This is a genomic window from Rhodococcus globerulus NBRC 14531, assembly GCF_001894805.1.
GTDB lineage: Bacteria > Actinomycetota > Actinomycetes > Mycobacteriales > Mycobacteriaceae > Rhodococcus_F > Rhodococcus_F globerula.
The window spans coordinates 1,534,627-1,554,185 of the sequence record NZ_BCWX01000001.1; the positions used below are offsets into that span (position 1 = coordinate 1,534,627).

The 19,559-nt window shown below is 63.0% G+C and carries 19 protein-coding genes; 10 read left to right on the top strand and 9 right to left on the bottom strand.

Annotation, left to right across the window (positions count from 1 at the left end; translation table 11 throughout):
* Nucleotides 1-239: 239 nt before the first annotated feature.
* Nucleotides 240-590, top strand: coding sequence for a hypothetical protein (locus RG2_RS06915; protein ID WP_033231043.1), 351 nt, complete (start codon nucleotides 240-242; stop codon nucleotides 588-590).
* A gap of 56 nt (nucleotides 591-646) precedes the next feature.
* Here RG2_RS06915 and RG2_RS06920 read toward each other — a convergent pair whose 3' ends face one another.
* On the bottom strand, nucleotides 647-2,164 hold the full coding sequence (locus RG2_RS06920; protein ID WP_033231459.1) for a leucyl aminopeptidase: 1,518 nt from the start codon (nucleotides 2,162-2,164) through the stop codon (nucleotides 647-649).
* A gap of 133 nt (nucleotides 2,165-2,297) precedes the next feature.
* On the opposite strand from RG2_RS06920, the gene gcvT reads away from it, so the two are divergent.
* Together gcvT and RG2_RS06930 are read left to right on the top strand one after the other, a co-directional pair.
* The gene (gene gcvT / locus RG2_RS06925; RefSeq protein WP_033231042.1) at nucleotides 2,298-3,398 is read left to right on the top strand and encodes a glycine cleavage system aminomethyltransferase GcvT; all 1,101 of its coding nucleotides are present in this window, start codon (nucleotides 2,298-2,300) and stop codon (nucleotides 3,396-3,398) included.
* Nucleotides 3,399-3,430: 32 nt separating this feature from the next.
* Nucleotides 3,431-4,534 carry a branched-chain amino acid aminotransferase gene (locus RG2_RS06930; RefSeq protein WP_033231041.1) on the top strand — a complete coding sequence of 368 codons (1,104 nt, stop codon included), beginning with the start codon at nucleotides 3,431-3,433 and terminating at the stop codon, nucleotides 4,532-4,534.
* Between the two features lie 91 nt (nucleotides 4,535-4,625).
* On the opposite strand, the gene RG2_RS06935 is transcribed toward RG2_RS06930, so the two are convergent.
* From RG2_RS06935 to RG2_RS06950, 4 genes are read right to left on the bottom strand one after another with little or no spacing between them, the layout of a single operon-like run.
* Nucleotides 4,626-5,393 (bottom strand): adenosylcobinamide-GDP ribazoletransferase, encoded by a 768-nt coding sequence (locus tag RG2_RS06935; RefSeq protein ID WP_033231040.1) that lies wholly within the window; start codon nucleotides 5,391-5,393, stop codon nucleotides 4,626-4,628.
* A gap of 2 nt (nucleotides 5,394-5,395) precedes the next feature.
* The gene (gene cobT / locus RG2_RS06940; protein ID WP_045070332.1) at nucleotides 5,396-6,550 is read right to left on the bottom strand and encodes a nicotinate-nucleotide--dimethylbenzimidazole phosphoribosyltransferase; all 1,155 of its coding nucleotides are present in this window, start codon (nucleotides 6,548-6,550) and stop codon (nucleotides 5,396-5,398) included.
* 31 nt (nucleotides 6,551-6,581) lie between these two features.
* Nucleotides 6,582-7,133 carry a bifunctional adenosylcobinamide kinase/adenosylcobinamide-phosphate guanylyltransferase gene (gene cobU / locus RG2_RS06945; RefSeq protein WP_033231039.1) on the bottom strand — a complete coding sequence of 184 codons (552 nt, stop codon included), beginning with the start codon at nucleotides 7,131-7,133 and terminating at the stop codon, nucleotides 6,582-6,584.
* Nucleotides 7,134-7,135: 2 nt separating this feature from the next.
* Entirely contained in the window at nucleotides 7,136-7,792 is a 657-nt protein-coding gene (locus tag RG2_RS06950) for a DUF3043 domain-containing protein (protein ID WP_033231038.1), read from the bottom strand.
* Nucleotides 7,793-7,893: 101 nt separating this feature from the next.
* On the opposite strand from RG2_RS06950, the gene RG2_RS06955 reads away from it, so the two are divergent.
* The 3 genes from RG2_RS06955 (at nucleotide 7,894) to RG2_RS06965 (ending at nucleotide 10,542) form a co-directional block, all read left to right on the top strand.
* The gene (locus tag RG2_RS06955; protein ID WP_033231037.1) at nucleotides 7,894-8,955 is read left to right on the top strand and encodes a glycerate kinase family protein; all 1,062 of its coding nucleotides are present in this window, start codon (nucleotides 7,894-7,896) and stop codon (nucleotides 8,953-8,955) included.
* Nucleotides 8,956-9,098: 143 nt separating this feature from the next.
* Nucleotides 9,099-9,449, top strand: a complete 351-nt coding sequence (locus RG2_RS06960) for a HesB/IscA family protein (RefSeq protein WP_033231036.1) — start codon at nucleotides 9,099-9,101, stop codon at nucleotides 9,447-9,449.
* A 118-nt stretch (nucleotides 9,450-9,567) separates the two neighbouring features.
* Entirely contained in the window at nucleotides 9,568-10,542 is a 975-nt protein-coding gene (locus RG2_RS06965; RefSeq protein ID WP_033231035.1) for a carbohydrate kinase family protein, read from the top strand.
* A 68-nt stretch (nucleotides 10,543-10,610) separates the two neighbouring features.
* Here the strand turns inward: RG2_RS06965 and asnB are convergent, their stop codons facing one another.
* Nucleotides 10,611-12,536, bottom strand: a complete 1,926-nt coding sequence (gene asnB / locus RG2_RS06970) for an asparagine synthase (glutamine-hydrolyzing) (RefSeq protein ID WP_033231034.1) — start codon at nucleotides 12,534-12,536, stop codon at nucleotides 10,611-10,613.
* Between the two features lie 321 nt (nucleotides 12,537-12,857).
* Here asnB and ctaC point away from each other — a divergent pair, with 321 nt between their 5' ends.
* The 4 genes from ctaC to RG2_RS06990 all read left to right on the top strand — a co-directional run bounded on the left by ctaC (nucleotide 12,858) and on the right by RG2_RS06990 (nucleotide 15,767).
* Nucleotides 12,858-13,922: an aa3-type cytochrome oxidase subunit II gene (gene ctaC / locus RG2_RS06975; RefSeq protein ID WP_033231033.1), complete on the top strand. Its 1,065-nt coding sequence runs from the start codon at nucleotides 12,858-12,860 to the stop codon at nucleotides 13,920-13,922.
* A gap of 39 nt (nucleotides 13,923-13,961) precedes the next feature.
* Complete coding sequence (locus tag RG2_RS06980; RefSeq protein WP_033231032.1) at nucleotides 13,962-14,378, top strand: cytochrome c oxidase subunit 4; 417 nt, start codon at nucleotides 13,962-13,964, stop codon at nucleotides 14,376-14,378.
* 109 nt (nucleotides 14,379-14,487) lie between these two features.
* On the top strand, nucleotides 14,488-14,796 hold the full coding sequence (locus tag RG2_RS06985) for an antibiotic biosynthesis monooxygenase family protein (RefSeq protein ID WP_033231031.1): 309 nt from the start codon (nucleotides 14,488-14,490) through the stop codon (nucleotides 14,794-14,796).
* Nucleotides 14,793-15,767, top strand: a complete 975-nt coding sequence (locus tag RG2_RS06990; protein WP_033231030.1) for a helix-turn-helix transcriptional regulator — start codon at nucleotides 14,793-14,795, stop codon at nucleotides 15,765-15,767. The genes RG2_RS06985 and RG2_RS06990 overlap by 4 nt, the downstream gene beginning before the upstream one ends.
* An 83-nt stretch (nucleotides 15,768-15,850) precedes the next feature.
* On the opposite strand, the gene qcrB is transcribed toward RG2_RS06990, so the two are convergent.
* From qcrB to qcrC, 3 genes are read right to left on the bottom strand one after another with little or no spacing between them, the layout of a single operon-like run.
* Nucleotides 15,851-17,473: a cytochrome bc1 complex cytochrome b subunit gene (gene qcrB, locus RG2_RS06995; protein WP_204369004.1), complete on the bottom strand. Its 1,623-nt coding sequence runs from the start codon at nucleotides 17,471-17,473 to the stop codon at nucleotides 15,851-15,853.
* A gap of 59 nt (nucleotides 17,474-17,532) precedes the next feature.
* Nucleotides 17,533-18,675 carry a cytochrome bc1 complex Rieske iron-sulfur subunit gene (gene qcrA, locus RG2_RS07000; RefSeq protein WP_033231028.1) on the bottom strand — a complete coding sequence of 381 codons (1,143 nt, stop codon included), beginning with the start codon at nucleotides 18,673-18,675 and terminating at the stop codon, nucleotides 17,533-17,535.
* A complete protein-coding gene (qcrC, locus tag RG2_RS07005; protein WP_080711563.1) occupies nucleotides 18,672-19,523 on the bottom strand; it encodes a cytochrome bc1 complex diheme cytochrome c subunit in 852 nt (283 codons plus the stop codon). The genes qcrA and qcrC overlap by 4 nt, the downstream gene beginning before the upstream one ends.
* Between the last annotated feature and the right edge of the window lie 36 nt (nucleotides 19,524-19,559).

The window sequence follows — 19,559 nt, forward strand, 5'->3', positions numbered from 1 at the left end:
ATGTCGACGCGCGGGCGCGGCGTCACCGTCGTTCATCTTTCCATTGATACGCCGGGCGCGTCCGCTGAGGGGGATGCCACCGGGTTTCGGTGTGTCGCTACTCGTCAGTAGGTGGAGCGTGTAACGCGCGTATGGGACCAAACGGTATGTCTTGTGCCGGTGACAGCAGTTGAATGCTGGCAAACTTGACATACGGCCGGGGTTCTTCCGCGGTCTCGGCACCGAGGAGGGATCCACGCGTGGGGTTGTTCGATCGATTCAAACGCCGACCCAGTGCAGGGCAACTGGCAGCCCAGAGCGACGCAGAGCATCTGGCCAACTGGGCCCATGAGCACGAAGGCGTCGAGGCCTTCGTGGAGCCGGAAACAACCGTCACCGAGGTCACTGTCGTCCTGGTCGACAAGTCCGGGGAATGGACGCGTCGCCGGGTAGGTGGTGAGCGTGGTGCCCGCAAACTTGGTCAGGATCTGAAAATTCCCGTGTACGACGTCCGTAAAACGGGATATCCGCAGCGCATGCGCGATCACGACGAGCGTCTGCGCATCGAACGCAAACGTGCTCGCACGCAGGAATTGCGGGACGGGAGCTGACCGGCTGTGCGCCTTGATTGGCCGCGGGAGGTTAATCAAGGCGCACAGCGAAGAGGTCAGCCGTTGACTGAAATGTCCTCGAGGACCGAGATCATCGTGCGAACCGGAACACCCGTGCCGCCCTTACCCGTGTAACCCCACGGGCCGGAGGTGTTGTAGGCCGGGCCGGCAACGTCGATGTGCGCCCACTGCACGCCCTCGGGAACAAATTCCTTCAGGTAGTGAGCTGCCGCGAGCATGCCGCCCCAACGGTGCGGAGTGACGTTCGCCATGTCGGCAACCTTGGAATCGAGATCGCCGCGCAGTTCTTCCGGCAGCGGCATCGCCCAGGCGTTCTCGCCGATGCTCTGCGAGATGGATGCAACACGGTCGCGGAAGTCGTCGGTTCCCATGACACCGGGAGTGCGGTTGCCGAGGGCGACCATCTGCGCACCGGTCAGCGTGGCGGTGTCGATCATGTAGTCGGGGTTGTCTTCGCCGGCGCGAACCATGGCGTCGGCGAGGACCAAGCGGCCCTCCGCATCGGTGTTGATGACCTCGACGGTGATTCCGCCGTACTGCGTCAGCACGTCGCCGGGACGCTGGGCGGTGGCCGACGGCATGTTCTCCGCCATCGGGATGTAGGCGACGACGTTGACGGGCAGGCCGAGCTTCGCGGCGAGAACCACGGTCGCGATGACGGCCGCTGCGCCGCCCATGTCGGAGGTCATGTTCTCCATGCCTGCGGCCGGCTTGATGGAGATTCCGCCGGTGTCGAACGTGATGCCCTTGCCGACGAGCGCGACCTTGGACGCGCCGCGCTTCTTCGACGCGTACTCCATCCGGACGAGACGAGGCTGTCGTGACGATCCCTTGCCCACGCCGAGGATTCCGCCGTAGCCGCCCTTGGCGAGTGCCTTCTCGTCCAGAATCTGGACCGTCAGACCGGCCTCGATGCCGAGTGCCTTGGCGCGGTCCGCGAACTCCGCCGGGTAGAGGTGGCTGGGGGGAGTGTTGACGAATTCGCGTGCGGTCGCGACTGCCTCGGCGATAGCGGCCGAACGAGTCAGGGTTGCTTTGGTTTCCTTGGCGCGCGGCGACGGGACAAGAAGTTCGACGCGGGCGAGGGGTTGCGCGTCGGGTCCGGGCGCGGACTTCGACGACTTGAATTCGGTGAAGGTGTACGCGCCGAGCGCAAAGCCTTCGACTGCGGCGGCGAGGTCGAGGGCGGACAGCGTCGTCGCTGCTGTGTCGATTCCCGATAGTGCGCGTGCAGCGGCGCCGGCCGACTTACGGATCTGCTCGCTGCCCAGCTTCTCAGCCGAACCGAGGCCGACGGCGAGAACGCTGACCACGGGGAGATCGCTCGGCGCGGGGATTCGAGTGAGCTGCTCCGGCTTGCCCGTCGCGCCGACGGCGATGAGGCTGTCGAGTACTTCGGCCAGAACATCCTCGTCGACGATGCCTTCGCTGAGTGCGAGTTCGGGGCCGTCGGGACCCGATGTGAGACCGACCACCAATACGTCGGCGCGCTTGCCGAGCTTTCCGGCGAGAACCAGGTCGGGTCCCAATGATCGGGCTGTGCGAGTGCTCAAGATGTCTCCTGCGTGGTGAGTGTGCGATGCGTCCGGTTCGGGCGGACGCCTGAGTTGATGGTAGGCCCAGAGCCCCCGGTGCGTGTCTGCGGCGAACATGTTTCGGTGACGGAAGTCCGATAGGTTGTGGGCCATGACCGACGAACAACTCTTGCAGGGTCCGATCCACGCTGTGCACGTCGAACTGGGTGCGACGTTTGCCCCGTTCGGTGGCTGGCAGATGCCGGTGTCGTACGCCGGCGTCGTAGCCGAACACACTTCTGTCCGTGAGAATGTCGGCCTGTTCGACGTCAGTCACCTCGGCAAGGCCGTGGTGCGGGGCACCGGTGCTGCGGAGTTCGTGAACTCGGCGCTGACCAACGATTTGGGCAAGATCGGTCCGGGCAAGGCGCAATACACGTTGTGCTGCAACGAGTCCGGTGGAGTTATCGACGATTTGATCGTCTACTACGTCAGTGACGAGGAGATCTTCCTCGTGCCGAATGCGGCAAACACGGCAGATGTTGTTGCCGCGATGGTGGCGCTCGCGCCGGACGGAATCACCATCGAAGATCAGCATCGTGAATACGGCGTGTTGGCCGTGCAGGGTCCGAAGTCGGTTGACGTTCTGACTGCGCTGGGCTTGCCTACGGACATCGAGTACATGGCGTTCGAGGACGCTACGTGGAATGGTGTTCCGGTTCGCGTGTGCCGCAGTGGCTACACGGGCGAGGTCGGTTACGAACTTCTGCCGCGCTGGGCCGACAGCGAGCCGCTGTTCCGCGCGCTTCTCGAGGTTGTCGAAGCTCAGGGTGGGCAGGCCGCTGGGCTCGGCGCGCGCGACACCCTGCGTACCGAAATGGGCTATCCGCTGCACGGGCATGAGCTTTCGCTCGAAATCTCACCCCTCGAAGCTCGCTGCGGATGGGCTGTCGGCTGGAAGAAGCCCACGTTCTGGGGCAAGGAGACCCTGGTCGACGAGAAGGCGGCAGGCCCGGCGCGCAAGTTGTGGGGAATCAAGGCACTCGATCGTGGTGTGCTGCGTGCGGGGCTGAGCGTTCTGCGCGACGGCGAACCCGTCGGGGAGACCACGTCCGGAACGTTCTCGCCGACGCTCAAGGTCGGAATTGCGTTGGCGCTCCTCGATTCCGGTGTGGGAATCGCGGCCGGTGACGAGATCGAGGTCGACGTCCGCGGACGTGCGCTGCGGTGTGTTGTCGTGTCGCCGCCGTTTGTGGAGACCAGCACCAAGTAAGGGGATTGTGCGCGTTCGATAGGATTGCCGCCATGACTGGTGCCGCCAATTTCGTTCGTGTCCAGAGCTCGACCCCGAAGTCCGACGCCGAGCGCCGCGACATCTTGGCGGCGCCCGGTTTCGGGAAGTACTTCACCGATCACATGGTCTCCATCGATTACGCCGAGGGTAAGGGCTGGCATAACGGTCAGGTGTTGCCGTATGGAAACATCGAGCTCGACCCTGCGGCGATGGTCCTGCACTACGGTCAGGCCATCTTCGAAGGGCTCAAGGCTTACCGCCAGCCGAGCGGCGACATCAGCTCCTTCCGCGTCGAGGCCAACGCCGAGCGGTTCGGGGCTTCGGCCCGTCGCCTCGCGATGCCCGAGTTGCCGACCGAGATGTTCGTGGACTCCATCACCGAGCTGGTCGACGTCGACATCGAGTGGGTTCCGGCAGCAGGCGGCGAAGACGCCTTGTACCTGCGTCCGTTCATGTTCTCGACCGAAGCCGGCCTCGGTGTGCGTCCCGCCAAGGAATACCGCTACCTGCTGATTGCATCACCTGCCGGCGCGTACTTCCCGCGTGGCGTCAAGCCGGTCAGTGTGTGGCTGTCCACTGAATACGTGCGCGCAGCGCCCGGCGGAACGGGCGCTGCCAAGTTCGCAGGCAACTACGCAGCTTCACTCCTGGCCCAGGCTCAGGCTGCTGACGAAGGCTGCGACCAGGTGGTGTGGCTCGACGCGATCGAGCGCACGTATGTCGAGGAAATGGGAGGCATGAATCTGTTCTTCGTCTTCGGTTCCGGCCCCGATGCTCGCCTTGTCACTCCGTCGCTCTCGGGTTCGTTGTTGCCCGGTATCACCCGTAACTCACTGCTGACACTGGCAGCCGATTCGGGCTTTGCCGTCGAAGAGCGCAAGATCAGCACCGACGAGTGGCGCACCAAGTGCAAGAGCGGCGAGATTACCGAGGTATTCGCTTGCGGCACAGCGGCAGTCATCACGCCGGTCGGTCGCGTCAAGTCCGCCGAGGGTGAATTCACCATCGCCGACGGTGAGCCCGGCGAGGTCACCATGGCGCTGCGCGACACCCTCACCGGCATTCAGCGTGGCACGTTTGCCGACACCCACGGCTGGATGACCAAGCTTCACTAGTTCATTGCTCGCGCGGCGAGACGGCTTCATTGCTCGCGCGGCGAGACGACGGCAGAAGAAACGCCGTAATCTCGTCGCGCGCAGCGATCGTTCAGATTCCGAGAGTTAGCCCGACGGCAGTGATCGTGACCGTCAATTCCAGTGCAAATCCGAGAACATCACCGTTGAGGCCACCGAACCGGCGGACGCAATGACGCACGCAGACAACGCTGATCAGTAGCGCAACGGCGGCGACAAGTGGTCCGAGCCACCATCGGTCTGTCACCAGAACCGACGCGGCAAGCAGGGGAGCGGTCCAGGCGGCAGCCGCCCACCACGGTTGCGAATCGGCAACCAGCGCACCGAATCCGGTAGTGCTCGACGCGGGAATCCCTCGGCGGCAGGCAAAAACGACGGCAACTCGTCCCGCGGCGACGGCGACAACCACGCCTGCCCACTGGGTGGGAGAGTCCGCTGCAGCCAAAACGCCGAACGATACTGCTTGCAGCCCAAGGAATATGAACAGCGCGGCCACCCCGAACGGCCCCGCGCCGCCACTGTGCATGACCTCTCGTGCACGCTCAGGGGGGCCGTAGCACCCCAAGCCGTCGACGGTATCGGTGAGGCCGTCGACGTGCATGCCGCGGGTTCCCAGTGCGAGCGCACCCACGGTCACAATGCCCGCTAGGTACGGGTTGAGGCCGATACTGGTCGCGCCCCACAAGATTGCGACCGCAAAGACTCCGAGCGCGATCCCGGTGAGGGGCGCGGCCGCGATAGCGCGCCGGCCAGCGGTGCGGTTGATGTCCGACGGACCGCGTACCGGCAGTACCGTCAGCCAGGAAAATGCCAGTGGCACACCGGAAAGCGCGCCGGCCACGGTCAGTCCGCCGTGTCTGTCTTGGTGAGCTCGACCGCCTCGGGTTCGGCGGCGGGCTTGCTGCCCTCGGTGCTCACGCCCGCTTCGCTGAACGTAGCCATCTTCGCAAGGATGGCCACCGCACCCTGCAGGATCGGCAGCGCTGTCACCGCACCGGAGCCTTCGCCGAGTCGCATGTCGAATTCGACGATCGGGGTCAATCCCATGCGCGTCAAGGCAATGGTGTGTGCTGGTTCGGTGGAGCGGTGTCCGGCCACCCACCAGTCCCGGGCGCCGAAAGCCAACTCGTCCGCAGCCATGGCCGCAGCGGTCACGACAACGCCGTCGAGGATGACGGGAGTGCGACGCGACGCTGCCTGGGCGAGGAAGCCGGCCATCGCGGCAAGATCTGCGCCGGAAACCGTTCGTAGCAGTGCGACGGTATCGCGGACGTGCGGCCGGGCGCGGCGCAGTGCGTCGCGGATGGCTGCGGTCTTGCGGATCCAGCCTGCGTCGTCGATGCCGGTGCCGCGGCCGACTGCTGCGACAGGCTCTGTGTCTGTCAGTGCCGCGATCAGTACCGTGGCGGGCGTCGTGTTGCCGATACCCATGTCGCCGGCAATGAGAAGGTCTGCGCCCCCGTCGATTTCCTCGTCGGCAATAGCTCGGCCGGCTGCGATGGCCTGCAGAGTTTCCTCATGGGTGAGGGCGTCTTCGCGATCGATCGAACCGGAGGAACGGCGCACCTTGTAGTTCGAGACCGCAGGATCGGTATCCACTTCCACCGCGATGTCGACAACGCGCACGGTTGCGCCGGCAACCTCGGCGAGTACGTTCACCGCTGCGCCGCCGCCGAGGAAGTTGGCAACCATCTGCGCGGTAACTTCAGGTGGATAGGCAGATACGCCGTTGCGGGCGATGCCGTGGTCGCCCGCGAACACGACCACGCGGGGACGGGCGAAAGCATGTGGGGGACAAACACCTTGGCAGGCTGCAGCCCAGCCGGCCAGTGCTTCCAGCCGGCCAAGCGATCCGGCGGGCTTGGTGAGGTCGAGCTGGCGAGCATCGGCGAGAGCCCGAACGTCGCGATCCGGCGGAGTAACCGGCTCGAACTCCGCGTTACTGACAGCCGCGCTACTGACAGCCGCGCTACTGGTGGAGTTCGCTTCGGTGCTCACTTCGTGCCTTCCGGTTGTGCAACAGTAATTTTCACGCTGAGGGCTCTTTCAAGACGAGTGGTAGTCCTGCGACCACCAGCACAACACGATCGCACACCGCTGCGACGCGGGCATTGAGCGAGCCGATTTCGTCGCGGAACAAACGGCCCGATCGGGTTTCCGGAATGACTGCCAAGCCGACTTCCGGGCTGACCAGGACCAGTGATCCGCGGTAGTCGCGCACACTCTTGATCAGCGCATCGACCGCGGGCGTGATGGTGCCGCGCGGTGCATCCCAGGCACCGCGTCGATCGAACTCGCCGGTCAGCCAGGTACCAAGATCATCGACCAGGGTATCCGTCGAATTGTCGTTGCGGAGCGTGCGCTCGAGATCGCCATCAGCTGCAGTTTCGACGGTCGACCAGTGCGCCGGTCGCCGGACGCGGTGCTGGTCGATGCGGCTTTCCCAGTCGGTGTCGGTGTGGTCGCGCCGGGCTGTGGCGACGTAGCGAACCGGCGATCCGGGAGAAAACAAAGCCTCGGCGTGCGCGGACTTACCAGACCGCGCGCCGCCGAGGACCAGAGTTCTGACAGGGTTCGACACGCTCAGATTGCGTCGCCGGGTCCCACGCGAGGCTTCGGTGCGCGAAGTTTGCGGATCTGCGACGCGCGGACAAACGCGTACCAGCCGAGCTTGAACCCTCCGTCGGTGCTCTCGGGGAAGCGCTCCGCGACGCGGTTGTTGATCATGCGTCCGAGCCAGATGCCTTCACCGACCATGAACAGCATCATCACGAGCATGGCGAGCGTGACAATCGCCTGCAGCTGCGGCGTCACGAACATCGTCATGATCAGGACGAGGGCCAGTGGCATGAACAGGCCGACGAGATTGCGGCGGGCGTCGATGAAATCGCGAACGTACGCGCGGACGGGTCCCTTGTCGCGGGGGAGGAGGTACTTGTCCTCACCGGCGAGCATGCGCGCGCGACGGTCTGCCGACGACGCACGGCGCTCGGCAGCTTCGACTTTGCGCTCCTCCTTGGAGCCGCGTGTCGCTTTTCGGCGTGCGCGGGCTTCCTTGGACGTCAGCGGAGCGGGCGTGACCGGTCCGCGCTTCTTGGCTTCGGCGTCGCGACGCTTGGGTGTGGGGCGACCCTTGCCCACCTGCTCGGTGGACGCCTCGTCAGAGGCTGAGGACGCCTCAGTGACCTCGACGTCATTTTTGTCGGAGTTGTCTGAGTCACCGCGGCGTAGCAATTTCACCCCTCCAGGCTATTGGATAAGTGCGTCCTCTGGGAAACCGACCTCGGTATTTCTGCTGATTGTGAAACATCGGCGACACCGACCACCCCTACACTTCGCCCATGCGGGTAATTGTTGCTCCTGACTCCTTCGGTGACACCTTGACTGCTACCGCCGCCGCACACGCGATTTCCGACGGTTGGGGACGGGCGCGATCCGGCGACGAGATCATCTGCGCACCACAGTCCGACGGTGGCCCCGGATTTGTCGATGCACTGGCAGTTTCTGGTGGTGAGATCCGGAATGCGCATGTCTCCGGCCCACTGACCACTCCGGTTGATGCACGTTGGCTCCTCGACTCGGACACCGCATACATCGAGTCCGCTCAGGCCTGTGGACTTGCCCTACTCGGCGGCCCGCCAACCAGGGAGAGTGCACTCGCGGCGCACAGCCGTGGTGTCGGAGACTTGATCGTCGAAGCCCTGGACGCGGGTGCGACGAAGATCGTGATCGGCCTCGGTGGGAGTTGTTGCACAGACGGTGGACGCGGGCTTGTCGACGCATTGGGCGGGGTGCAGGCTGCCCGCGCCGCACTCCGAGGCGTCGAACTGGTCGCTGCCACCGACGTCGAGAACCCACTATTGGGCGAGATCGGCGCGGCCGGGGTATTCGGACCGCAAAAAGGAGCAGACGGCAGTGCTGTCGAGATCCTGGAACAACGGAACCGGGAGTGGGCGTCGACTCTGGGGAGTGGAGCCGGCCGATCCGTGGCGGAGTTGCCCGGTGCGGGCGCGGCCGGAGGAATCGGCGCCGCGCTCTTCGCTCTGGGCGGGGACCGCCGCTCCGGTGCGGAAGTGGTGGCGGAGCGGACACGTCAGGCGGAACTTCTCGAGTCCGCCGACCTGGTCATCACCGGCGAAGGGAAATTCGACAGCCAGTCACTGCGCGGAAAACTGGTCACATCCCTCGCCGCCGCAAGTGCGTCGTACGGCGTCCCGACGCTTGTTCTGGCCGGTCAGGTCGGACTCTCGGCGTCCGACTACGAGAGGTTCGGGATAGTCGGCGCGGAATCCGTCACCGACTTCGCCGGATCGATCGAGGACGCCATGCGCGACGCATCGATCCACCTGCGCGGACTGGCCGAAGAGACAGCGCGCGAGTGGAGCATCTGGCGACGCGGGTGAACGCTGCCGAGGCGTCGTTGCCCACGGGCGTGGAAAGGTTAGGATGAAGACGAATCGCACACGGTAGTGAACTGGCGGGAATAAGTCGGCAGAGGCGTACCGTTGAAGCGTTCACGGGTTGGTATGAACATTAGGGAGAGCCCATGACTGTGCAGAACGAGACCGCCACCCACGGCGTCACGATGACCGAGTCCGCGTCCGCGAAGGCGAAGGCACTCTTCGATCAGGAAGGTCGCGACGACCTCGCACTGCGTATTGCAGTGCAGCCGGGCGGCTGTGCCGGACTGAAGTACCAGCTGTTCTTCGACGACCGGAGCCTCGACGGCGACCTCACCGTCAACTTCAACGGCGTCAACCTGGTTGTCGACCGGATGAGTGCCCCGTACGTCGAAGGTGCATCCATCGACTTCCTCGACACCATCGAGCAGCAGGGCTTCTCGATCGACAACCCCAACGCCACGGGCTCATGCGCCTGCGGCGACTCGTTCAACTGAGTCGAGTCGATCACAATTTCAGACATAACAACTGACGCGGAACCGGTAATCGGTTCCGCGTCAGTTGTATGAATTCTTCATTCAACGTCCACTCACTTTCGCTGAAAGGCCTCGATCCGTGACTATTGCGGTAACCGGTTCCATTGCCACCGACCATCTGATGCGTTTCCCCGGCCGCTTCGCGGATCAGCTGCTCGCCGACCAGCTTGCGCATATCTCGCTCAGCTTCCTGGTGGACGACCTCGTGATTCGTCGCGGTGGAGTCGGTGGAAACATCGCGTACGCGATGGGTGTTCTCGGTGGATCGCCGCTGCTGGTCGGCGCGGTGGGCGCCGACTTCGCCGAGTACCGCACCTGGCTCGAGGACAACGGCGTCGATTGCAGCGCGGTCCGGATCTCCGACAAGGCGCACACTGCGCGTTTTGTGTGCACCACGGACGAGGACATGGCCCAGATCGCGTCGTTCTACCCCGGAGCGATGAGCGAAGCCCGTGAAATCGATCTCGCGTCGGTAGCCAAGACGGCCGGTGCCCTCGATCTTGTTCTGATCGGTGCAAACGATCCCGAGGCCATGGTCCGCCACACCGACGAGTGCCGCGAGCTCGGAATTCCGTTTGCCGCGGATCCGTCGCAGCAGCTTGCACGCCTGTCGGGAGAGGAAGCCAAGGCACTCATCCACGGTGCCAAGTATCTCTTCACCAACGAATACGAGTGGGGACTCCTCCAGCAGAAGACGGGCCTGAGCGAGGAGGAGATTCGCGCACAGGTGGGTATCCGCGTCACAACGCTCGGCTCGAAGGGCGTCGAAATCGTTGACGCCGAGGGTAATTGGGTACGCGTCGACGTGGTGCCCGAAACCGGCAAGGTTGATCCGACGGGTGTCGGCGACGCCTTCCGCGCAGGCTTCCTGCTTGCCCACGGTGCGGGTCTGAGCTTCGAGCGCGCCGCGCAGTTGGGTTCACTCGTGGCTGTGCTGGTCCTCGAGACCGTCGGAACGCAGGAGTGGGTCTTCAATCGCGACGAGGCGCTCAAGCGTCTCACCGACGCCTACGGCAGCGCCGCCGCAGACGAGATCGCAACGATTCTTCCCTAGGGGGCTACGCCCCCTGTGCGCCTTTCCGGTAGTGCGAACTACCAGAAAGGCGCACAGGGCCGAAGGCCCTAGATGTTGACCGGGTACACCGGTTCCTGGATCTGCGGAACAATCCGCTTCTCCACGAAGATTCCGTGCCACACCATGAAGGTCAGCACGGTCCACAGACGACGGCTGTGATCGGAAACGCCGTCGCGGTGGTCGTTGAGCATCTTCACGACCGCTGCCTTGTCGAAGATGTGATCGGTGCCGGACTCGGCAATCTGCAGATGTGCCCAGTCGAACAGTTCGGTTCCGCGCAGCCAGTGGCGCAGCGGTACGGGGAATCCGAGCTTCGCGCGATGCAGAACATGATGCGGCACAATGCCTTCGAGGGCCTGACGCAGCGCGTACTTCGTGGTGTCCTTGGTGATCTTCTGATCCAACGGCACCCGCGACGCGACGTCGAACACCTCGTTGTCGAGGAACGGCACTCGCAGTTCGAGTGAGTTCGCCATCGTGACCTTGTCAGCCTTGACGAGGATGTCGCCGCGAAGCCAGGTGAACAGGTCCAGGTGCTGCATACGGGCAACCGGATCCCAATCGCGAGACTGCGCGTAGATCGGCGCTGTGACGTCCTGATGCGTCCACTCCGGGCGGAAATCGCGCAGAACGGCGCGCAACTGGGCGTCGTTGAAGCTGCGCGCGTTGCCGTAGTACCGCTCTTCGAGGGTCAGCGAACCGCGGTTGAGCAGGCTCTTGCCGCGCGTGCCATCCGGGATTCGCTCGGACAACTTGCCGGCCGCCCGGCGCAACCCCTTGGGGAGGTACTCGAAAGGCTTCAGCGACAACGGTTCACGGTAGATCGTGTATCCGCCGAACAGTTCGTCCGCGCCCTCGCCGGACAGTACGACCTTGACGTGCTTGCGCGCTTCCTTCGCGATGAACCACAGGGGGATCAACGCGGGGTCCGCGACGGGGTCGTCGAGATACCAGACGATTTCGGGGATCGCGGCAGCGAACTCGGCGGGGGAGACCACCTTCACGATGTGCTTTGCGCCGATCGCGGCGGCCGACTCGGCCGCCACGTCGACCTCCGAGTAGCCCTCGCGCTCGAAACCGGTGGTGAAGGTGATGAGGTTCGGGTTGTGGCGCATGGCGAGCGCGGCGATCGCGGTGGAGTCGATACCGCCGGACAGGAACGAACCGACGGTCACGTCGGCACGCATGTGCTTGGCGACGGAGTCCTCGAGCGCCTCGGCGATTTCCTGGTAGCGAGCCTTCTCAGTGGCCGGCGCAAACGGCTTGGCCGGGAACTTGGGCGTGAAGTATCGCGTGATCTGCGGCTGCTCACCCGGACGCACCCGCGCGAAACTGCCGGATTCGAGCCGACGAATCTCCTTGTGCAGCGTTTCCGGCTCCGGAACGTACTGCAGGACCGTGTAGTGCTCGATCGCACGCGGATCCAATTCGGTGCCGATTCCGATCAGATCGGTCAACTCGAGCAGGCTCTTCTTCTCACTGCCGAACGCCGTGCCGCCGGTGCCTGTCGCGATGAACAGCGGCTTGATGCCGAAGGGGTCGCGAGCGATGAACAGCTCGCGCGTATCGGTATCCCAGATCGCGAATGCAAACATTCCGCGAAGGCGTCGTACCGCGTCCTCGCCCCAGTAGTGGAACGCGGCGACGATGGCTTCGGAGTCGCCTTCGGTGAAGAACTTCGCGTCGTGATCCCTCGCGAGCTCCGCACGGATCTCGAGGTAGTTGTAGATCTCACCGTTGAACGTCAGGGCATAACGCTCCGGATTCTCCGGCGGGCCCCAGCGCAGCGGCTGATGCGAGTGCGCGATGTCGATGATCGACAACCGATTGAAACCGAACACGAGATGGTCGTCGTGCCACGTCCCCTGTTCGTCGGGTCCGCGGTGACGCAGGCAGTGCAGTGCCTGGTCGACCTGTGCGACGGCGTCGTCGCTGGTTCCGCCAGATGTCAGTAGCCCGAGCAGTCCACACACAGCGTCCGGTTCCTCGATTCAGAATTTTTTATTGCAGAAGGCTCCCGGACGTAAGCATCGGGGAGAGGTCAACGAACTCTTCCTGGAAAGTATGCCGCAGATCCGTCTCTGCGCCGATCACAGACGAACGAATCGCAGTGATGTAGGTCGCTGACGATGCCTGACCTGTTCCTGAGCTGCGCCTGAGAGATTTGTGTGACGTCCGACGCGACACGGTGAAGGACCCGGGGATGGATACCGCCCACCTTTGGTCTACGCTGCGTAGTAATTGGGCCTTCCATTCGAGGTGCCCTAGTTGAATTTTGCGGCGATCAGGAAGGCGTGAACGTGGCGCAAGGTCGGATCCTTCGGCGAGCTGGGCTGGCAGTATCTTTGGGCATTGCTGCCTTGCTGCTGTCGGGTTGCTCCATCGACAATGAAGTGCTTCGTTTCGGGTGGCCCTCGGGCATCACTCCTGAAGCGACGCGCATGCGAGAACTGTGGACGTGGTCGGTTGTCGCCGCCCTCTTCATGGGTGTGCTGGTGTGGGGACTGGTCTTCTGGGCAGTTATCTTCCACCGTAAGAAGAAGGACTCACCGGAGTTCCCGCGTCAGACGGCATACAACGTGCCGCTCGAACTCGGTTACACGGCAGTTCCGTTTGTGATCATCGCGGTTCTGTTCTACTTCACCGTTGTCGTCCAGAACCATGTTCTCGAGCGCACGGAGAACCCGGACGTCGTCGTCGACGTCACTGCGTTCCAGTGGAACTGGAAGTTCGGTTACCGCTCCATCGAGTTCGGTGACGGTACCGCCAAGTACAACGGCATCGATCTCGAAGCCGAAGAGGCAGCCAAGGCCGAGGGCGCGACTGTCGACGCCCACGGCGAAGAGGTTCCCGGCCCGATCCACGGAAACAGCGTCCAGGATCTGAGCTACCTGCACTACGACAAGATCGAGACCGTCGGAACCAGCTCCGAGATCCCGATTCTAGTTCTTCCGACCGGCAAGCGCATCCAGTTCGAACTGGCCTCCTCCGACGTGATTCACGCGTTCTGGGTTCCCGAGTTCCTGTTCAAGCGCGACGTGATGCCGAACCCCAAGGAAAACCACTCCGACAACATCTTCCAGATCAGTGAGATCGAGAAGGAAGGCGCATTTGTCGGGCGCTGCGCCGAAATGTGCGGCACGTTCCACGCGATGATGAACTTCGAGGTCCGTGCGGTTTCGCCCGAGGACTTCGCCAAGTACATCGAACTGCGCAAGGGTGACGATCAGGGCAACGGCGGTCTGAGCACCGCTGAGGCATTGTCGGCAATCGGTCAGTCGCCGGTGGCTACGTCGACCACGCCGTTCAACACCGACCGCGAGTACCGTCAGGCAACAGTCGCCACCGCAGGCAACTGAGCCGGCCAGCCTCCTCACTGAACAAGGACAAGTGCTGATATGAAGATCGAAGCCAAGCTCTTCGAGATCCTGACGCTGTTTTTCATCCTCGTCGCGATCATCTACGGTGTGTTCACCGCTCTGTCCCGTACGGGAATCGAGTGGGCCGGACTCACGGCCATCGTTCTGTCTGCGGGCCTGACGCTCATCGTCGGAACCTACTTCCGCTTTGTCGCCCGTCGTCTGGACACTCGTCCCGAGGACTACGACGACGCTGAAATCTCGGATGGTTCAGGCGAGTTGGGCTTCTTCAGCCCCGGTAGCTTCTGGCCCATGCTGCTGGCTGCTTCGGCTGCCATTGCCGCGGTGTCACTGGCGTACTTCCAGCCCTGGATGATCGTGGTTGGAGTTGTCCTCATCATCGCGACCGCAGCCGGTCTGGTGTTCGAGTACCACGTCGGACCTGAGAAGCACTAGCACAAACGCTCTCGACAAAGAGGCGCCGAACCCTTCGCGGGGTTCGGCGCCTCTTGCGTTGGGGCGGGGGAGCGCAAGAGATCGCGTCGTCCTCTGCGACACTCGACACATGATCCTCGAACATGCACTGCTCCAGGTTGATCCGGCTCTGTCCGAAGAATTCGAGAAGGCGTTCGGTACAGCAAAGTCCATCATCTCCGCGGTGCCCGGCTTTATCCGTCTGCATCTCTCGCACTGCGTGGAATCGCCGCAGCAGTACCTACTGCTCGTGGAGTGGGAGAGCCTCGAAGCGCACACGGTGGGCTTCCGGCAGTCCGACGGCTACCAGCGGTGGCGCGAGCTTCTCCATCACTTCTACGACCCTTTCCCGGTTGTCGAGCACTACGAGACGGTGGTCGAGGAAGGGTCCCCGACATGAACCGAACTACCGAACTGGCAGAATTCCTCGACATCGCCTTACGTGGTCGGATCGAGAGCGTCGCCGAGCTTGCCGAAGTGACGGGCGGTTCGATGGATACGACCGAAAAGACAGTGGCGCGGCTCGAAGAGTTCGGATTCCTTTCTGTCGCAGACGGCGTCATCACCTACCGGCGCCCCGACGCCACCGTCGCCGATGTCACGCAGCACATCCTGGCCGGTGTGGCGCACGACCTCGAGTCCGGTATTGCCAGGACACAAGGGATACTCCAATCGCTTCCCAAGTTGTTGCAGGCCTGGGAGCACGGTGACTCCGATGTCCACGGTCTGCCCATCGACGTGATGCACGGGCCGTTTGCCGCCCCGGACATGTACAAAATTCAGGCTTCACGTTCGAAGCCCGTCGCGTCGTACGCATGTATGCCTGACACAGTGCCTCTGTACACGGTGCTGGCCGAGAAGAAGCCGGGCTCGTACTGGGAGGAAAACGGTGGTCCCAACCACGACATCCGTCTGATCGTCAGCACAGTCGACGCGAACACCGAGTTGGGGCGCAATCAGATCACGCATGAAATCAACGCAGGCTCCCAAGTTCGGATGCACCCGAATCCACCGAGTTTCTTCTGGATACTCGATCACACGAGTGTCGGAATCCCCTTCACTTGGGGAGAAGCGTGGCCGAGCAGCATGATGTCCATCCAGTCCCCGACACTGGCGGGCATCATGACTTGGATCTACCACCGGGTGTGGGAGGAAGCAGTACCGGTCGCTGACCACGGTCATTCGTGGGAGAACCCGTGGGATCCGATATTGAAACTGATGAATTCAGGCTTGACGATGGAATCCGCATCAATTGCCCTGGGATTGACTCCTAGGACGGGCAGGCGTCGGGTCGCCGACGCCATGCGTCATTACGGTGTGTCCAGTCAATTCTCACTCGGCGCTGCCTGGAGCGCCTCGCGCGGACACTAGCGCACGAAAAAGACACGGTCGCCGCAACCTCTCTTTCGAGAGTGTTGCGGCGACCGCGTCTTTTTCGTGTTGCTGCTGACGATCTAGTGGAGTTCTCCAGTGGAATCGTCGGCCTTGCCGTTGCCACTGCCATTGCCGTGGATGCGGTTCTGGTAGTCGAGCAGAATCTGAAGCTGCTCATGCTCACCGGCATGCTGTGCGGCTTCGAGAGCTGCGCTCTCCTCCACCGGGTCTGCCTTGGTGAGGCTGCCGGTGCCGGGCTTGCCGGCCAGGCCGAGCTTGTTCATCTTCTTCGGAACAGCTGCACCCTGGTACTCGAGGGGGATCGGGTGACCGTGATCGTCGACGGGTCCGAGCGGCTGGTGGATTTCGATGTACTGGCCGTTCGGCATCCGCTTGATGATGCCGGTTTCGATACCGTGCTCGAGCACTGCACGGTCACTGCGCTGCAAGCCGATGCAGAAGCGGTACGTCACGAAGTACGCGAGCGGCGGAAGCACGATCATGCCGATGCGGCCGATCCACGTCATTGCGTTCAACGAGATATGCAGGTGGTACGCGATGATGTCGTTGATGCACGAGATCGTCAGGACCGCGTAGAACGCGATAGCCATTGCACCGATTGCGGTACGAACCGGAACGTCGCGGGGACGCTGCAGGATGTTGTGGTGAGCGTCGTCTCCGGTGAGGCGCTTCTCGATCCACGGGTACGCGAACAGCATGGCGAAGACGAGGCCCATGATCAGGGCGACGGCAAACACTGCGGGGATCGTGTACCGGTCGAACAGGTAGATCTCCCAGGCGGGCCACAGTCGTGCGAGTCCGTCCGTCCACATCATGTAAATGTCAGGCTGAGAACCAGCGGAGACCTGAGATGGGTTGTACGGACCGATGTTCCACACGGGGTTGATCTGGAACAGACCACCGAGCAGTGCAAGCACGCCGAACGTGATGGCGAAGAATGCGCCACCCTTCATGGCGAAGACCGGAAGAATGCGAACGCCGACGACGTTCTCTTCGGTACGGCCGGGGCCGGGGAACTGCGTGTGCTTCTGGTACCAGACCAGCGCGAGGTGGCCGGCGATCAGCGCGAGGATGATGCCAGGGAAGAGCAACACGTGAGCGACGTAGAGACGCGGGATGATGAGGTCGCCGGGGAAGTCACCGTCGAAGATCATCCAGTGCATCCAGGTGCCTACCACCGGGATACTCATCGTGATACCACCGAACGCGGCGCGGAGGCCGGTGCCGGAGAGCAGGTCGTCAGGAATGGTGTAACCGAAGAAGCCTTCGAACATCGCCAGGACCAGCAGCAAGCAGCCGATGACCCAGTTAGCTTCACGCGGGCGTCGGAACGCACCGGTGAAGAAGATACGTGCGAGGTGCACGATGATCGACGCGGCGAACATCAATGCGGCCCAGTGGTGAATCTGGCGTACGAAGAGACCGCCGCGAACCTCGAACGAGATGTTCAGGGTGGTCTCGTATGCGCGTGACATCGTCACACCACGAAGAGGCTGGTATGCGCCCTGGTAGGTGACGTGCGCCATCGACGGATCGAAGAACAGCGTCAGGAACACACCTGAGATGAGCAGGATCAGGAAGCTGTACAGCGCGATCTCGCCGAGCATGAAGGACCAGTGCGTCGGGAAGACCTTGTTGATCTGACGACGCATACCCGCTGCGAGGTGGTAGCGCGAGTCCATCGCCTCCGCTTGACCTGCTGCAGCAGCGGCGATCTTTGTCGGTTTTGTGGTGGTTGTGGTCACGGTCGACGCTCCCAAAATGCCGGGCCGAGTGCTTCGATGAAGTCACCGTCGGCGACTAGGAAGCCCTCTTCGTTCACTGTAATAGGCAACTGCGGAAGTGCGCGAGCAGCGGGACCGAAAATCGGCTTGCCGTACTGCAGTGCATCGAACTGCGACTGGTGGCAGGGGCAGAGAATACGGTTGCTCTGCTGTTCGTAGAGCGAGGTGGGGCAACCAAGGTGCGTGCAGATCTTCGAGTAGGCGAAGTAATCGCCGTAGTTGAAGCTCTCCTGGCCCTTGCGCTTGGTGACCCGCTCGGTGTCTTCCGTACGCAGACGGATGAGCATGACCGAGTTGCGGATACCGCGCAGCGCAGCGAGCAACGCGTGCTCGTCACCACGATCGGATTCACGGAACGGGAAGACCGTTTCCATGGAGCCGGCGTCGAGGTCCTCCGGGCGGACGAGAACGATGTCCTCGGGGCGTCCGGTGTCACGACGAAGGTAGATGGTCTCGCCGGGGTAGTTCGGGGTCCAGCCGGACACCCAGAGCGGAGATTCGTCGCCCTTGGCCCACGGGTTCTTGATGAGGCCGCCGAGAGGCATGATCATCATGACGCCGAGTGCGCCACCACCGAACATCAAGCTGCGCTTGATGGCCTTGCGGCGGGGGAAGGTGGACGTCTCCAACGTGTCACTGAGTTCGGCGACGATCGTCCGGCGGTCAACCTCAGCGGATCCACCGTCGTGGCGGTCCTGGATGGACACCTCTTCGGGGATGAACTTCTTGGTGAACTGAACCGCACCGATTCCGACACCGAGGATCGCGAGACCCATGGTCAGACCGATCAACGGTGTGTACAGGCTGTACTTGCCATAGTTCTCGTCACCGGCGCCGGCGTACTGCCAGGGCCAGAACAAGTAGATCGCGATGAATGCGATCGCCGAGACGCCGGCGAGGCCGAACCAGAACGCAACATTCCGCTCGGCGCGCTTCTCTGCCTTGGTGCCTTCGACGGCCCAGCGGTCGCGACGGTAGACAACGTCGACACCGTCGAGATTGGTGCCGAGGGTGACCAACTCGTCGCGAGTCATCGCTTCGAGTTCCTCATCCGTGTACTTCTTTGGCGTATCGCCGCCCTGCTGGCCAGCGTCGCTCATGACCTTGCTCCGATCCACAATGCTGCACCAACGACAGCGACGATTCCGGCGGCCCACATGAAGAGACCTTCAGAGGCCGGACCGATGCCGCCGAGACCGTAACCACCGGGGTTCTTGGCCTCTCCGGACGACTTCACGTAGGCGATGATGTCTTTCTTTTCCTCGATCGAGAGCTGACGATCGGAGAACTTCGGCATGTTCTGGGGGCCGGTGACCATAGCGGCATAGATCTGCTGCTCGTTGGCGGGGTCCAGGACCGGTGCGTACTTGCCCGAGGACAGTGCGCCACCGCGGCCGGTGAAGTTGTGGCAAGACGCGCAGTTCAGGCGGAACAGTTCGCTGCCTCGGCCGATGTCGCCACCGCGAAGCGAGGACTGAGCGATTTCGCCGTTCTCGTCACGAATGAGCGTCGGGCCGCCACCGTTGGCCTGGATGAAAGCACCCAGGGCATCGGTCTGTGCAGCGTCGAACTTGGGGTCCTTGCGCTGAGCCTGTGCCTCGTTGCGTGCTGCAGGCATACGACCGGTCGAAACCTGGAAGTACACTGCCGCCTCGCCGACACCGATCAGGCTGGGACCGCGGTCCGCGACACCCTGAAGGTTGGCTCCGTGGCACGTGATGCACGACGTGTCGTACAACTGCTTGCCTTCACGGATAAGCGCGGCTGAATCGTCGCTTGCAGTAGCGACCTGCGGAGCGGGTGTCAGTGCCGAGGCGAGGAAACCTGCGCTGATCAATCCCATCATCAGTACGAGCGCTCCGGTGACACGCCGGCGGATCTTCCGCTGGCGACGCGTCTTCGCGGCGGTCGCTGTTGTATCGGATGTGGGAGGGGGGGATGAACTCATCTGTATCCCTTTGGTATGTCGGGACGGACTGGACGT

Coding starts and splice junctions, on each gene's coding strand:
- RG2_RS06980 (WP_033231032.1), top strand. CDS start 13,962: ATGAAGATCGAAGCCAAGCTCTTCGAGATCCTGACGCTGTTTTTCATC.
- RG2_RS06990 (WP_033231030.1), top strand. CDS start 14,793: ATGAACCGAACTACCGAACTGGCAGAATTCCTCGACATCGCCTTACGT.
- qcrB (WP_204369004.1), bottom strand. CDS start 17,473: ATGGACTCGCGCTACCACCTCGCAGCGGGTATGCGTCGTCAGATCAAC.
- RG2_RS06960 (WP_033231036.1), top strand. CDS start 9,099: ATGACTGTGCAGAACGAGACCGCCACCCACGGCGTCACGATGACCGAG.
- RG2_RS06955 (WP_033231037.1), top strand. CDS start 7,894: ATGCGGGTAATTGTTGCTCCTGACTCCTTCGGTGACACCTTGACTGCT.
- RG2_RS06930 (WP_033231041.1), top strand. CDS start 3,431: ATGACTGGTGCCGCCAATTTCGTTCGTGTCCAGAGCTCGACCCCGAAG.
- RG2_RS06985 (WP_033231031.1), top strand. CDS start 14,488: ATGATCCTCGAACATGCACTGCTCCAGGTTGATCCGGCTCTGTCCGAA.
- qcrA (WP_033231028.1), bottom strand. CDS start 18,675: ATGAGCGACGCTGGCCAGCAGGGCGGCGATACGCCAAAGAAGTACACG.
- qcrC (WP_080711563.1), bottom strand. CDS start 19,523: ATGAGTTCATCCCCCCCTCCCACATCCGATACAACAGCGACCGCCGCG.
- gcvT (WP_033231042.1), top strand. CDS start 2,298: ATGACCGACGAACAACTCTTGCAGGGTCCGATCCACGCTGTGCACGTC.